The sequence below is a fragment of the Gordonia sp. NB41Y genome (assembly GCF_030718915.1).
GTDB lineage: Bacteria > Actinomycetota > Actinomycetes > Mycobacteriales > Mycobacteriaceae > Gordonia > Gordonia desulfuricans.
The window spans coordinates 425,469-438,600 of the sequence record NZ_CP132196.1; the positions used below are offsets into that span (position 1 = coordinate 425,469).

The window sequence follows — 13,132 nt, forward strand, 5'->3', positions numbered from 1 at the left end:
CGAGCCCGGGTCCGACGATTCCGATGTCCGCGGTTCACGCGTCACCTGAGTACCCACCGATCCATGTTCCATCCTGTTCCGTTCCGGCCGAGGCCGGCGACGACATTGCCGACCCGATCATTCCACCGGTGCACCCGAGGGGATGCGAACAGGGGGATGGACGGGACCTGATCCCATGCCGCACGTTCGATCGTGCGCACCAGGCCGAGCCGCTCGGATTCCAGGCTGGCCACCGCCAGCTCGTCGATCGCGCGGGTGGCATCGGCATTGCGGTAACTGCCCAGGTCGAGAGGGTCTCCGCCACGCAACTGGTAGGCATCGCGGATGGGGTCGGCGGCGCCCGCGGCGGCAAACGATGCCCCGTTCGCCACGATCAGCGCGTCGGCCGCGGTGCCCAGCGCACCCGGCGCAATCGTGTCGGAGGACACGTCGGTCACCGTGATGCCGGCCCGTTTGCACGACTCCCCGATCGCGGTGACCATCTGCTGCCATCTCGGGGTGGGTGCCAGATATGCGATGCGCACGGTCCGGGCCGCCGGTCGGGCGGTGCCGTCGTCGGCGGTGCCGGCCGCGTCGGCGAGCAGCGTGCGGGTGCGCTCGAGGTCGGGCCGCAGGTACTGCCGGCCGAACTCGCCGTTGAGGCTGCCGGCGAGGTCGTCGGCGGGCGCCAGGGTACGCAGATTCCACATCTGGGCGCCCTGCCCGAACTGCCTGGCCAGGGCGTCGCGGGGTACGCAGGAGGCGAAGGCCCGGCGCACCCGGACGTCACCGAAGACACCCTTGCCCGACAACACCAGTCCCTCGACGCCGAGCGCATCACCGGGTGCCCCGGTGGCCGAGGCGTTGACCGCGGCGGTCCCGGTGTCGGTGTCGTCGTCCTGGGGAATCATGCCCGCGGTGACGTCGACGACGTCGTGGCCGCCCTCGGACAGCCGGCGCGCCGGATCCGAGCCGCGCCCCCAGACGACGACGCGGTCGGTGGCGGCCCGATCTCCCCACCACGCGTCGTTGCGGACCAGGACCAGTCCCTCGGAGATCGAGTACCGGTCGATCCGGTACGGACCCGACGCCGGGAACGTCGCGGTGTCGATCGGGCCGGGCTTCAGGTCGAAGCCGGTGTTCCAGGCCGCTGCGATCTTCTTGACGGTCGGCGCGTTGCGGGAGCGGATCGGCGCGATCACGTCACCGATGCCCGCGGTCCGGGCCACCACGTGCGCGGGCAGCAGGGTGCCCGCACCGAACAGCGACAACCAGTCGCGGTAGTCCCGGCCGGCGGCGAACGTCACGGTCGCGGCCTTGTCACCCGGGTTGCACGCGACGTCGTCGATGTCGCGGTAGCCGGCGGTGGTGGCCGGGGTGAAACCCGGGTACCGGCCGCTCATCGCCGCCCAGGCCAGGACCAGGTCGTCACAGTCGAGCGGTTGCCCGTCGGAGAACGCGGCCTGCGGGGTGAACTCGTACCGCAAGGTCAGCCGGTTACCGGGTTCGGGGGTGACCGTACCGATGTCGCGGTCGGGGGTGACCTGTCCGGCGTTGCCGAGCAGGCTGAATCCGGGCAGCACACGGGTGGTGGCCATCAGCACACCGTCGGCGTTGCCGTCGACGCTGTTCGCGTTGTAGCTGCTGATGTCGGCGTCGACCACGTAGTTGACGGTCGGCGGCATGTCCTCACCACAGGCCGAGGCCAGCCCGGTGACGGCGGCGCACGCCGTCACCGCGGCGGCGATGCGGATGCGCTGCCGACCGATCCAAGTCACGTCTGCCGACCCTAGCGCTTGCGACGCCGTTTCCCGGTGGGCACCGCGGTCGTGTCGTCGTCGGTGGCGCGTGCCCGGCGCGAGCGGGCCGGACCCGCGGCCGCCCGCACCGCGTCGGGGTTCTCCCCCGCGTCGATGGCGGCACGACGGGCCAGCACGCGTGCGGTGTGCTTGGAGATGTCGGCGCGACGTTCCTTGAGCGTCACCAGCAGCGGCGCGGCCAGGAAGATCGACGAGTAGGTGCCCACCACGACGCCCACGAGCTGGATCAGCGCCAGGTCCTTGAGCGTGCCCACGCCGAGCAGCCACACCGCGATCACCATCAGCGCGATGATCGGCAGCACCGAGATGACGGTGGTGTTGATCGACCGCATGAGTGTCTGGTTGATCGCCAGGTTGGCCTGCTCACCGTAGGTGCGGCGGGTGGTCTGCAACACCGAGCGGGTGTTCTCCGACACCTTGTCGAACACGACGACGGTGTCGTACAGGGAGAAGCCGAGGATGGTGAGCAGACCGATGACGGTCGCCGGGGTCACCTCGAAGCCGACCAGCGAGTACACGCCTGCGGTGCACACGATGTCGAACAGCAACGATGCCAGCGCCGCCAGGGACATCTCCCGGTCGAAGCGCACCGCGATGTAGACGAAGACGATCACCAGGAACACCACGAGGGCGATCAGCATCTTCTGGGTGATCTCCTTGCCCCACGTGGAGCTGACCTCGGAGATACTGACATCGGCGGTCTGCACCGACGGGAACGCGTCGGTCAGCGCGACGGTGACGGCGCGGGCCTGCTCGACGCTCAGCGCGTCGGTGCGCACCTGCACGGTCTGGCTGGAACCGGAGCCGGCGGTCTGCACCGAGTCCGGCGCCTTGTCGATGGCCTTGCCGACGACGTCCTCGACCGACTGGCTGGTGACACCCTGCGACACCGGGATGGAGATCTGGGTGCCGCCCTCGAAGTCGATGCCGAAGGTGAAGCCGCGGATCGCCATCGACAGGATGCAGATCGCCAGGATCACGCCGGTGACGAGGTACCACATGCGGCGTTTGCCGACGATCTCGAAGGCGCCGGTACCGGTGTAGAGCCGCGACAGGAACGAGCGTGAGGTGTCGGCGCGGAAATCCGCGTCCGAACCGGTGGTCGGATCGGCCGCAGCATCGGCCACGGAATCCGCCGGGCCGGCCGAGGTGCGCGTGTTCGCGCCGTTACCGCTGGTCATTTCGACGATCCTTCCGCGGGCGCGGGCTCGGTGGTGGCCTCGGTGGACTTCTGCATCTTCGCGACGCGATCGGCGCGTTCGATCCGACGCTGCCGGGCGACCTCGCTGACCGCACCGAGACCGTTGATCTTGGGACGGGACAGGAACTCCGAGCGGCTGGCCAGGACGACCATCGGATGGGTGACCAGGAACACCACGACGATGTCGAGGATGGTGGTCAGACCCAGGGTGAACGCGAAGCCGCGCACCTCACCGACGGCCAGGATGTAGATGACCGCGGCGGCGATGAAGCTGACCGCGTTACCCGACCAGATGGTGCGGCGGGCCGATGCCCAGCCGCGTGGTACGGCGGACCGGAAACTTCGTCCCTCACGCATCTCGTCCTTGATGCGTTCGAAGTAGACGACGAAGGAGTCGGCGGTCATGCCGATACCGATGATCAGACCGGCGATCCCGGCGAGGTCGAGGGTGAACCCGATCCAGCGTCCGAGCAGCACGATGATGCCGTAGACCATCACCAGCGACAGCAACAGCGACAGGACGGTCAGGAAGCCGAGCATCCGGTAGTACGCGAGCGCGTAGATCAGCACCGCGATCAGGCCGACCGCACCGGCGATCAGACCGGCGCGCAGCGACGACAGGCCCAGGGTGGCCGACACGGTCTCGGCGTCGGAGGTGGAGAACGACAGCGGCAGCGAACCGTACTTCAGCACGTTGGCCAGATCGGTGGCCTCGGCCTCGGTGAACGGGTTGCCGGTGATCTGGGTGGCGCCGGTGATCGCCTGGTTGATCACCGGGGCCGACACGACGCGGGTGTCGAGGGTGAAGGCGGTCTGCTTGCCGACGTTGTTGGCGGTGTACTGCGGCCACGTCTTGGCGGCGTCGCCCTTGTACTCGAGGCTGACGACCCACTCGCCGGTGTCCGGCTGGGTGCCCGAGCTGGCCGACTTGATGTCGCGGCCGTCGATGATCTTCGGTTCGAGCAGGTAGACGGTCTTACCGTCGGTGGAACACGCCACCAGGTACTGGTTCGGGTCGTCGTTGCCCAGCAACGGGTCGTTGGAACCGGGGGCGCAGTCCATCTTGGCCATGTACTGCTGCAACGCCTCGGTGTTGGCACCGGCCGGGGCCTGCCGCAGCTTCTTCTGCTCGGCGATCGCCGCGGCGACCTGGTCGGCAGGCAGGTTCTCGGTCTCGTCGCCGGCGTTCTGCTCGGTCTGCTGTTGCGGTGTCGCCGGCACCGAGGTGAGCACCGGACGCACGTACAGGCGCGCGGTCTGACCCAGCGACTTGGCCTGCGAACCGTCCTGGCCGGGCACCGTGATGATCAGGTTGCTGCCGGAGACCACCACCTCCGAGCCACTCACACCCAGGCCGTTGACGCGCTGTTCGATGATCTGCTTGGCCTGGTTGAGCTGGTCACGGCTGGGCTGCTGGCCGTTCTCGGTGCGCGCGGTCAGCGTGACGCGCGTGCCGCCCTGCAGGTCGATGCCGAGTTTGGGCTCCAGGGAGCCGCCGCCGGTGAAGAAGATCAGGAGATAGACCAAGGCCAGAAGCGCGATGAACGCCGAGAGTGGCTGCCACGGTGGGACCTCACGTGAGGTGGACCGCTTCTGCGCAGCACCCTTCTGGGCGGCCCGGCGGGGGGTTGTCACGGTGTTCTCGATCTCCTCTGTACTGACGGTCGACTCCGACACTGACGGTCTACACCGGCTCTGACGGTCAACACCGGCGCCGCCACTCTACTGCTCCGTCAGATGCGTGTCGGCAACCGACATGCCTCCGCCCCCGGCGGCACCGGGGGCGGAGATGCGGGACAGCTCAGGTGAGCTGTCCGATTCGTCTGGCCGACGGGCCGATCACTTGTCCGAATCGGCCGAGCTGTCGCCACCCGACTTGTTCAGGTTCGGGCCGTCGAGCGGCGGGGTGTCGAGATCGTCGTCGTCGGTCTCGATCGGGGTGAAGCCCGGGTAGGTCGCGGCGGCATCCTCGGTGAGGACCACACGCATGATCGCGAGGCGGTTCCAGCGGGTCACCACACCGGTGGCGATCTCGACGTCGACGTAATCCGACGACGAGGAGTCGATCACGGTGCCGAACAGACCCGAGGTCAGCTGCACCCGGGTACCGGTCTGCACCGAGTTCTGCATGTCCTGCATCTCGGTCGCGCGCTTCTTCTGCTTGCGCACCGAGAAGAACATGAATGCGACCAGCAGGACTAGCAGCACGGGGAAAAACAGGGATTCCATGGGGAGACGTCTTCCTTCATCACTTCGGTGCGGCCACGTCGGGCCGCACACACACTTCTTCCAGTGTGCCATGCGAGGGCAAGCCCACCGTTCGAACCGCGTCCGAATTGCCCGATCAGATGTCGCCGAACACCGTTCTGGTGTCCACTTCGCGGGGCCGGACCCCGAAGGTGGCGTTCATCGCACCGGCCGGCGGCGTCAGCCCGAGGTGATGCCAGGCTGCGGCGGTGGCGACGCGGCCGCGGGGCGTGCGCGCGATCATCCCGGCTCGCACCAGGAACGGTTCACACACCTCCTCGACCGTCGCCGGCTCCTCCCCGACCGCCACGGCCAGCGTCGACACACCGACCGGGCCACCACCGAATGCCCTGATCAGAGCGTCGAGGACGGCGCGGTCGAGCCGGTCGAAGCCGAGTTCGTCGACGTCGTAGACCGCCAGCGCGGCACGGGCGATGTCGACGGTGATCACCCCGTCGCCGCGTACCTCGGCGTAGTCACGGACCCGGCGCAGCAGCCGGTTGGCGATACGCGGGGTGCCCCGCGACCGGCTCGCGACCTCGGAGGCGGCGTCGGGGCGCAGATCGATGCCGAGGATGCCGGCCGAACGCCGGAGCACCAGCACCAGCTCATCGGTGTCGTAGAACTCCATGTGCGCGGTGAAGCCGAACCGGTCACGCAGCGGTCCGGTCAGCGATCCGGACCGGGTGGTGGCCCCGACCAGGGTGAACGGTGCGACGTCGAGCGGGATCGAGGTGGCGCCGGGCCCCTTGCCCACCACCACGTCCACCCGGAAATCCTCCATCGCGAGGTAGAGCATCTCCTCGGCGGGACGGGCGATCCGGTGGATCTCGTCGATGAACAGGACGTCACCCTCGATCAGGTTCGACAGCATCGCCGCGAGGTCTCCGGCACGTTCGAGTGCCGGACCCGAGGTGACGCGGATCGCCGACCCCATCTCGGTGGCGATGATCATCGCCAGCGACGTCTTGCCCAGACCCGGGGGCCCCGACAACAAGATGTGGTCGGGGGTCCCGCCACGCTTCTTGGCGCCGTGCAGGACCAGTTCGAGCTGCTCACAGACGCGCGGCTGACCGATGAAGTCGGCCAGCGAGCGCGGCCGCAGGCCCGCGTCGAAGTCGCCGTCGGCCCGTACCGGGGTGGCGCTGACCTCTCGGTCGTCGTGCTCGAGATCATCGTGTTCGACGGCGCCGGGGAGGTCGCCCGGTTCGTTCATGCCGTCCTGCCCAGCCGCTTGAGTGCATGTCGCAACGCCTCGGAGGCGTTGGCGTCGGGATGCTCGGCGAGGACCGCGGCCACCGCCTTCTCCGCCGGGGCCGCGGTGAAGCCGAGGCCGACCAGCGCCTCGGTGACCTGCGGGCCGATCCCGCCCAGTCCGGCCGGTCCGGACCCGCTCGCGGCCTCGGACACCGGCCGGTCGACCTTGTCGCGCAGTTCCACGACCAGGCGCTCGGCCACCCGTTTGCCGATGCCCGGCACGGTGGTCAGCGCCTTGACGTCGGAGTCGGCCAGGGCACGCCGCAGCGCATCGGGGACGAGGACGGCGAGGGTGGCCATGGCCAGACGTGGTCCGACCCCGGTCACCGTCTGCAGCAGGGCGAACAGTGCGCGGGCATCGGGTTCGGTGAACCCGTAGAGGGTCATCGAGTCCTCACGCACGATCATCGTGGTGAGCAGCGTGGTCTCCTCACCACGACGCAGCCGGGAGAGGGTGTCGGGGGTGGCCAGGACGCGGTAACCCACACCGGCACAGTCGATCACGACGTGATCGAGGGCCACCTCGACGACCGGTCCGCGTACCGACGCGATCATGCACTTCTCCCCTCGTCGCCGGTGGTGCGACCGGCCCGGGCCGCGGCGACCCGTTGCTTGTGGATCCTGGCCATCTCGTCGGCCTTGCGCTGGGCGGCCGCCATCCGTTCGATCATCGGCCCGCGCCAGCAGTGACAGATGGCCAGGGCCAGTGCGTCGGCGGCGTCGGCCGGACGCGGCTTGGTCTGCATCCCGAGGATACGGGTGACCATGGTGGTGACCTGCGCCTTGTCGGCGCGGCCGCTGCCGGTGACCGCGGCCTTGACCTCCGACGGGGTGTGGAACCGCACGGGGATGTTGCGCTGCCCGGCCGCCAGGGCGATCACGCCACCGGCCTGGGCGGTGCCCATCGCGGTGGACACCTGGTTCTGGGCGAACACCCGCTCGATCGCCACGACGTCGGGCTGGTGGACGTCGAGCCAGTGACATGCAGCGGTGTAGACCGCGAGCAGGCGTTCGGCGAGATCCATGTCGCTGGGCGTACGCACCACGTCGACGTCGAGCGCCGTCACCTGCCGACCGTTGCCCGACTCGACCAGTGCGATACCGCACCGGGTCAGGCCGGGGTCGACACCCATCACCCGCAAGACCATACCCCTCTTCCAACGAACAGTTGTTCGAGATCTTACCGAGTGGGTCCGACGGTTGCGCGCACCGACACGGCGCGACGGGCAGACTGGATCGGATATGACCACCTTCCAGCCGAGCACCCCGGATGGACTCGTCGACGCGTGCCTGACCCGGATCCGGGCGATCGCCGGGGTCGGTGTGGTGATCGTCGACGGTCCCTCCCCGACCCGTCCGGGCGAGTTCGCCGACGCCATCGCCCGGCGGCTGCGCGCCGAGGGACGGGCCGCGGGGGTGGTCCGCGCCGACGACTACCTGAGGCCGGCGTCGTTGCGTTTCGAGTACGGCCGTACCGATCCGCTGACCTTCCGGGACGGATTCGTCGACCACGCGGGCATCGACCGCGAGGTGATCGACGCCCTGCGCCGACACGGCCGCTGGCTGCCGCGACTGTGGGATGCACAGCGGGACCGCTCGTTTCGCGACTCCCCACAGACAGCGACCGCCGACCAGATCGTGCTGGTCGGCGGTCCGATGCTGCTCGGTCGTGGTCACGACGCGGAGGTGACCCTCGCGCTGCGGATGTCGGCGGCGGCGCTACGGCGCCGGCTGCCCGACGACGAGCACTGGACCATCGATCCCCTGCTCGACCATGCCGCGGCCGCCGGGCCCGCCGACATCGAGGTCCGCTACGACCATCCGGCGCGGCCGGCGATCGCCGTGCGGTGATCCCGCGCCGTGCGGTGATCGCGCGGCGTGCGAGACGATGTCAGTCGTCGAGTTCGGCGAGGACCTCGTCGCTGATGTCGACATTGCTGTAGACGTTCTGCACGTCGTCGGAGTCCTCGAGGGCGTCGATCAGCTTGAACACCTTGCGGGCGCCCTCGGCGTCCACCGCGACCTCCACCGAGGCACGGAAGCTGGCCTCGGCCGAGTCGTAGTCGATCCCGGCCTCCTGCAGTGCGGTACGCACGGCGACGAGGTCGGTGGGCTCGCTGACGATCTCGAACTGCTCGCCGAGGTCGGTGACCTCTTCGGCACCGGCATCGAGCACGGCCATGAGGACGTCGTCGTCGCTCTGGTCGTTCTTGTCGAGGGTCACCACACCCTTGCGGGTGAACAGATACGCCACCGAGCCCGGGTCGGCCATGTTGCCGCCGTTGCGGGTCATCGCGGTGCGCACCTCACCGGCGGCACGGTTGCGGTTGTCGGTGAGGCACTCGATCAGGATCGCCACACCGTTGGGGCCGTAGCCCTCGTACATGATGGTCTGCCAGTCGGCGCCACCGCCCTCTTCACCGGCGCCGCGCTTGCGCGCACGCTCGATGTTGTCGTTGGGAACCGAGGTCTTCTTGGCCTTCTGGATCGCGTCGTAGAGCGTCGGGTTTCCGGCCGGGTCACCACCGCCCGTACGGGCCGCCACCTCGATGTTCTTGATCAGTTTCGCGAACATCTTGCCGCGCTTGGCGTCGATGACCGCTTTCTTGTGCTTGGTGGTGGCCCATTTGGAATGGCCGCTCATACGTGTTCCGATCCTTCCCGTGCACCGCGACCACCGATGTACGACCGGTCACGGGCAAACCAAATTCCTGACGTCGACAGTCCAGTCTACGGCGCCGGGTGCCGTCGGTGACGCACCATGTCGACGAAATATGCGTGGACCCGCCGATCTCCGGTCACCTCGGGGTGGAACGACGTGGCCAGGACCTGCCCCTGACGGACCGCGACGACGCGTCCGGCGGCCGGGCCGTCGGGCACCTTGGCCAGCACCTCCACCCCGTCGCCGACCTTCTCCACCCACGGTGCGCGGATGAACACCGCGCGCATCGGCACCTCGTCGGTGACGCCGGCGATCTCCAGGTCGGTCTCGAAGGATTCCACCTGACGGCCGAACGCATTGCGGCGCACGGTGATGTCGAGGGCGTCGAGGTCGCGTGCATCGGGGCGGGTGTCGAGGATGTTCGACGCGAGCATGATCATGCCCGCGCACGATCCGTAGGCCGGCAGGCCGTCGGCGAGCCGGGCCCGCAGCGGTTCGTAGAGTCCGAAGACGCCGAGCAGGTGACTCATCGTCGTCGACTCGCCGCCGGGGATGACGATGCCGTCGACCGATTCCAGTTCGGCTGCGCGGCGAACCGTGATCGCCTCGGCGCCTGCGGAGTCGAGCGCGGCGAGATGCTCGCGGACGTCGCCCTGCAGGGCGAGGACACCGATCCGGGGGGTGGGGGTCATGCGCGCGTTCACCGATCCGTCCGGGCGTGTTGGTCGGCGGGCATCAGACGGCCCGTGCGGCTCAGCCCTTCCTGGGTGACCGCGGCGACCATCCGGCCGTTGCGGTCGAAGATCCGGCCCTGGGTCAGCGCGCGTCCGGCACCGGCCGACGGCGAGGTCTGGTCGTAGAGCAGCCAGTCGTCGGCGCGGAAGGGACGCATGAACCACATGGCGTGGTCGAGGGAGGCGGCCTGCGGTTCGACGCCCGGATGCGGCACCTTCGACGACCCGAGCAGGGTCATGTCGCTCATGTAGGCCAGGGTGCAGACGTGGATCGACTGGTCGTCGGGCAGCGGTTTGCGGTAGCGGAACCACACGCGCTGCTGGGCGGCGAAGTAGTCGGAGGTGACCATCTGATCGGGCGGGACCACCCGCAGATCGAAGTTGGCCCATTCCTTGAGCACGGCGTTGGCGTCGTCGCCGTACTCCTCGATGCGGTCCGGGAGGGTCTCGGGATCCGGGGCGGGCGGCATCCGGTCCTGGTGTTCGATGCCCTCGTCCTGGGTGACGTGGAACGACGCCGACATCATGAAGATGGCCTCGCCGTCCTGGATACCGGTCACGCGGCGGGTGACGAAGGACCGGCCGTCGCGGATGCGGTCGACCAGGAAGACCGCCGGGATGTCGGGGTTACCGGGCCGCAGGAAGTAGCCGTGCAGCGAGTGGACGGCGAACTCCTCTCCCACCGTCTGCGTCGCCGACACCAGGGCCTGCCCGGCGACCTGTCCGCCGAAGGTGCGGCGCAGATAGCTCTCGAAGGCGCCGCCACGGTAGATGTCGGTCTCGATCCGCTCGACGCGGAGGATGTCCTCGATGTCTGCCACCGGAACAGTATCCCCCACCCATCGCTCAGAGCTCGTCGAGGGAGACCAGCCCGTCCTGCACGGCGCGGGCGACGAGGCCGGCCTTGGTGGGGGCGGCGCGACCGATCTCGGCGTACTTGGCGCGAATCCGGGTGAGGTGGGTGTTGACGGTGCCGAGCGAGATGAACAGCTCCTGGGCCACGGCCGGCTTGGAGTCGACCATCAGCCAGGTGCGCAGCACCTCGATCTCGCGGGTGGTGAGGCTCGGCCGCGGCAGTTCGGGGACGGCCGGGGCCTCGGGCTCGGGGGCGGGCACCGCGCACAGCGGGCGGGCCGGTGCGGGGGCGGCGATCTGCTGTCCGGGCAGCGGCATGCGGCGGGCGGCCAGACGGGCGAGGGCCTCGGTCCGGCGACGGTCGGCCTCGGCGCGACGGCGCGCATCGGGGGTGACGGCGCCGGGGGTGAGGGAGCCGGGCCCGCCGGGGCGGGAGGTGAAGGCGCCGGGGGCGTGGGCGATGCGGCTCTGCGAGATGGGGGTGGCGACGGCGGTCATCGTGTTCTCCTCGTGTTCCGTTCGGTGCGACCCGGTGTGCGATCTCCGGTGTTGCACGCAACGTTATGAGGGATTCCACGGTGGGTCGATGGGGAGAACTCCCCTCCCCACGGGGAGAACTACCCATGCCATCGTCGCAGGTCAGAGGGGTCAGCTCGCGGCGTTGCGCGCAGCCTCCGCATCGATCAGGGGGAGATCTGCCCGGGTGACTATCCGGGACGCCACGGCGTACTCGACGAGCTTGGCGCGACGGTTGCTGGCGAGTTTGCCGCCGCCGGCCCGCATGCCGCTGACGCCGAGCTGATCGAGCTTGTCGCAGACATTGTCGAGTTTGCGGTTGAACTTGGTGATCGGCCACCCCAGGCGGGCGGCCGCCTGCGCCGACGACGGGATGGAACTCGATCCGCTCCCCTCGCGCCGCAATGCCTCCTCGGCGAGCACGATGATGAGCAGCTTCTGGCTCTCGGTGAGCGTCGGCACGCCCTGGGTGGTGCGGCCCCCGGCGAACGACTGCTGAGTGACCGGCCGGACCTGCGGGGCGGTCGCGTAGACGCTCAGCTCGTAGGTGGTGGGTCCGGCGGTGAACACGATGGTGGTCTCGCCGAAGACCAGCGGCATCCGGGCACCGGGACCGAGGGTCGCCGAGAAACCGACGTCGCCGGCCGACACCGTCGCCGACAGGTGGCTGCCGAGATTGCTCAGCCACCACAGGCCGTTCTCGTTGTGCAGCACCAGGAACTGGCGGTGCAGGTAGGGGTTGTCATCGACCGACAGATCGGCCTCACGGCCGATGGTGAACCGGCGCTCGCCGCTCAGCGGGAACCGTTCGCCGCAGAACTCGACGTAGGTCATCCCGGCCGGAACGGATGCGGCCATCATCGATCCCCGGCTGGGTCGCCCGCTTCCTCTGCGCCGAGTTCGGGTGCGGCGGCCGCCGCGGCGGGCTCGGCAGGTTCGGCGGACTCGCCGGTCGGCACCGGCGCCTCGGCGGAGACGACGTCGTCGGCGGTGACGGTCTCGACGTCGTCGACGGTGACGGTCTCGACGTCGTCGACGGCGGGCATGCGGATGGTCGACACCGATTCGTGGACGTCGACGACGATCACGGTCACATTGTCGTGGGCTCCGAGTGCGAGGGCCGCCTCGACGAGGTCGTCGGCGGTCTGCACCGCGCCCTCCCCCTCACCGAGGATGCGGGCGATCTCGTCGTCGGGCAGTTCGCCGGTCAGGCCGTCCGAACACATCAGGAGGACGTCACCGGGCAGGGCAACGGTGGAGAAGTAGTCGGCGACCGGGTCGATCATCCCGGCGCCGAGCGCCCGCGTGATCACATTGCGGCGCGGGTCGGTGCGCGCATCCTCGGGGGTGAGGAAACCGGCGTCGATGAAGTCCTGGACCTGCGAGTGGTCGCGGGTCAGCTGTTGCAGCGTGCCGTGCTGGAAGCGGTAGGTGCGGGAGTCGCCGATGTTGAGGATCAGCCAGTGCGGCTCTTCCTCCACGGTCACCAGGACCGCGCCGGTCGCGGTGGTGCCCGCACGCCGTTCGGTGGCGGTCTCGATCTCCGAGATCCGGGTCTGCGCCTGGTCGAGCAGGTCGATCAGCGACTTCTGGGTCTCGATCAGTTCGCCGGAGCTCTCCACCCCGGCCAGGGTGAGCAGTGCCGCCTCGCTGGCCACCTCACCGCTGTCGTGTCCGCCCATGCCGTCGGCGAGCAGATAGGTGCCGGGCAGCGCCAGTGCTGCGTCCTCGTTGGTCTCCCGGACCATGCCGACGCTGCACCGCACCGCCCACTCCAGTCGCAGGTTGCCGACGAAGTGCGTCCCCGAGGTCGATTCGTCGCGGACGATACTCACCGAATCCATGATCAGCAGATACTACC

The 13,132-nt window shown here is 69.2% G+C and carries 14 protein-coding genes; 1 reads left to right on the forward strand and 13 read right to left on the reverse strand.

The genetic code is table 11. The features are described from left to right. Positions 1-41 precede the first annotated feature (41 nt). From Q9K23_RS01700 to ruvC, 7 genes are all read right to left on the reverse strand, one after another. Entirely contained in the window at positions 42-1,748 is a 1,707-nt protein-coding gene (locus tag Q9K23_RS01700) for an ABC transporter substrate-binding protein (RefSeq protein ID WP_053776542.1), read from the reverse strand. A 20-nt stretch (positions 1,749-1,768) separates the two neighbouring features. Further along, a complete protein-coding gene (gene secF / locus Q9K23_RS01705) occupies positions 1,769-2,980 on the reverse strand; it encodes a protein translocase subunit SecF (RefSeq protein WP_053776464.1) in 1,212 nt (403 codons plus the stop codon). Beyond that, positions 2,977-4,635 (reverse strand): protein translocase subunit SecD, encoded by a 1,659-nt coding sequence (gene secD / locus Q9K23_RS01710; protein WP_082365743.1) that lies wholly within the window; start codon positions 4,633-4,635, stop codon positions 2,977-2,979. Before secD ends, secF begins: the two co-directional genes overlap by 4 nt. Positions 4,636-4,839: 204 nt before the next feature. Next, entirely contained in the window at positions 4,840-5,229 is a 390-nt protein-coding gene (gene yajC / locus Q9K23_RS01715; RefSeq protein ID WP_053776463.1) for a preprotein translocase subunit YajC, read from the reverse strand. A gap of 115 nt (positions 5,230-5,344) precedes the next feature. After that, complete coding sequence (ruvB, locus tag Q9K23_RS01720) at positions 5,345-6,463, reverse strand: Holliday junction branch migration DNA helicase RuvB (protein ID WP_053776462.1); 1,119 nt, start codon at positions 6,461-6,463, stop codon at positions 5,345-5,347. Beyond that, on the reverse strand, positions 6,460-7,059 hold the full coding sequence (ruvA, locus tag Q9K23_RS01725; protein ID WP_053776461.1) for a Holliday junction branch migration protein RuvA: 600 nt from the start codon (positions 7,057-7,059) through the stop codon (positions 6,460-6,462). Before ruvA ends, ruvB begins: the two co-directional genes overlap by 4 nt. Continuing rightward, positions 7,056-7,646, reverse strand: coding sequence for a crossover junction endodeoxyribonuclease RuvC (ruvC, locus tag Q9K23_RS01730; RefSeq protein ID WP_053776541.1), 591 nt, complete (start codon positions 7,644-7,646; stop codon positions 7,056-7,058). Before ruvC ends, ruvA begins: the two co-directional genes overlap by 4 nt. A 100-nt stretch (positions 7,647-7,746) precedes the next feature. On the opposite strand from ruvC, the gene Q9K23_RS01735 reads away from it, so the two are divergent. Then, positions 7,747-8,355, forward strand: coding sequence for a hypothetical protein (locus Q9K23_RS01735; protein ID WP_305950366.1), 609 nt, complete (start codon positions 7,747-7,749; stop codon positions 8,353-8,355). Positions 8,356-8,395: 40 nt separating this feature from the next. Here Q9K23_RS01735 and Q9K23_RS01740 read toward each other — a convergent pair whose 3' ends face one another. The 6 genes from Q9K23_RS01740 to Q9K23_RS01765 all read right to left on the reverse strand — a co-directional run bounded on the left by Q9K23_RS01740 (position 8,396) and on the right by Q9K23_RS01765 (position 13,115). Then, entirely contained in the window at positions 8,396-9,148 is a 753-nt protein-coding gene (locus Q9K23_RS01740; protein WP_020791929.1) for a YebC/PmpR family DNA-binding transcriptional regulator, read from the reverse strand. A gap of 86 nt (positions 9,149-9,234) precedes the next feature. Then, positions 9,235-9,858, reverse strand: coding sequence for a pyridoxal 5'-phosphate synthase glutaminase subunit PdxT (gene pdxT / locus Q9K23_RS01745; protein WP_020791926.1), 624 nt, complete (start codon positions 9,856-9,858; stop codon positions 9,235-9,237). Positions 9,859-9,866: 8 nt separating this feature from the next. Beyond that, entirely contained in the window at positions 9,867-10,721 is an 855-nt protein-coding gene (locus Q9K23_RS01750) for an acyl-CoA thioesterase II (protein ID WP_020791928.1), read from the reverse strand. A gap of 25 nt (positions 10,722-10,746) precedes the next feature. Then, positions 10,747-11,253, reverse strand: coding sequence for a LuxR C-terminal-related transcriptional regulator (locus Q9K23_RS01755; protein WP_305950367.1), 507 nt, complete (start codon positions 11,251-11,253; stop codon positions 10,747-10,749). Positions 11,254-11,403: 150 nt separating this feature from the next. Then, positions 11,404-12,129: an FHA domain-containing protein gene (locus Q9K23_RS01760; RefSeq protein WP_152972618.1), complete on the reverse strand. Its 726-nt coding sequence runs from the start codon at positions 12,127-12,129 to the stop codon at positions 11,404-11,406. Continuing rightward, the gene (locus Q9K23_RS01765; RefSeq protein WP_053776458.1) at positions 12,129-13,115 is read right to left on the reverse strand and encodes a protein phosphatase 2C domain-containing protein; all 987 of its coding nucleotides are present in this window, start codon (positions 13,113-13,115) and stop codon (positions 12,129-12,131) included. The genes Q9K23_RS01760 and Q9K23_RS01765 overlap by 1 nt, the downstream gene beginning before the upstream one ends. Positions 13,116-13,132 lie beyond the last annotated feature (17 nt).

Coding starts and splice junctions, on each gene's coding strand:
- Q9K23_RS01760 (WP_152972618.1), bottom strand. CDS start 12,129: ATGGCCGCATCCGTTCCGGCCGGGATGACCTACGTCGAGTTCTGCGGC.
- Q9K23_RS01755 (WP_305950367.1), bottom strand. CDS start 11,253: ATGACCGCCGTCGCCACCCCCATCTCGCAGAGCCGCATCGCCCACGCC.
- pdxT (WP_020791926.1), bottom strand. CDS start 9,858: ATGACCCCCACCCCCCGGATCGGTGTCCTCGCCCTGCAGGGCGACGTC.
- yajC (WP_053776463.1), bottom strand. CDS start 5,229: ATGGAATCCCTGTTTTTCCCCGTGCTGCTAGTCCTGCTGGTCGCATTC.
- Q9K23_RS01735 (WP_305950366.1), top strand. CDS start 7,747: ATGACCACCTTCCAGCCGAGCACCCCGGATGGACTCGTCGACGCGTGC.
- ruvA (WP_053776461.1), bottom strand. CDS start 7,059: ATGATCGCGTCGGTACGCGGACCGGTCGTCGAGGTGGCCCTCGATCAC.
- Q9K23_RS01765 (WP_053776458.1), bottom strand. CDS start 13,115: ATGGATTCGGTGAGTATCGTCCGCGACGAATCGACCTCGGGGACGCAC.
- secF (WP_053776464.1), bottom strand. CDS start 2,980: ATGACCAGCGGTAACGGCGCGAACACGCGCACCTCGGCCGGCCCGGCG.
- Q9K23_RS01740 (WP_020791929.1), bottom strand. CDS start 9,148: ATGAGCGGCCATTCCAAATGGGCCACCACCAAGCACAAGAAAGCGGTC.
- ruvB (WP_053776462.1), bottom strand. CDS start 6,463: ATGAACGAACCGGGCGACCTCCCCGGCGCCGTCGAACACGATGATCTC.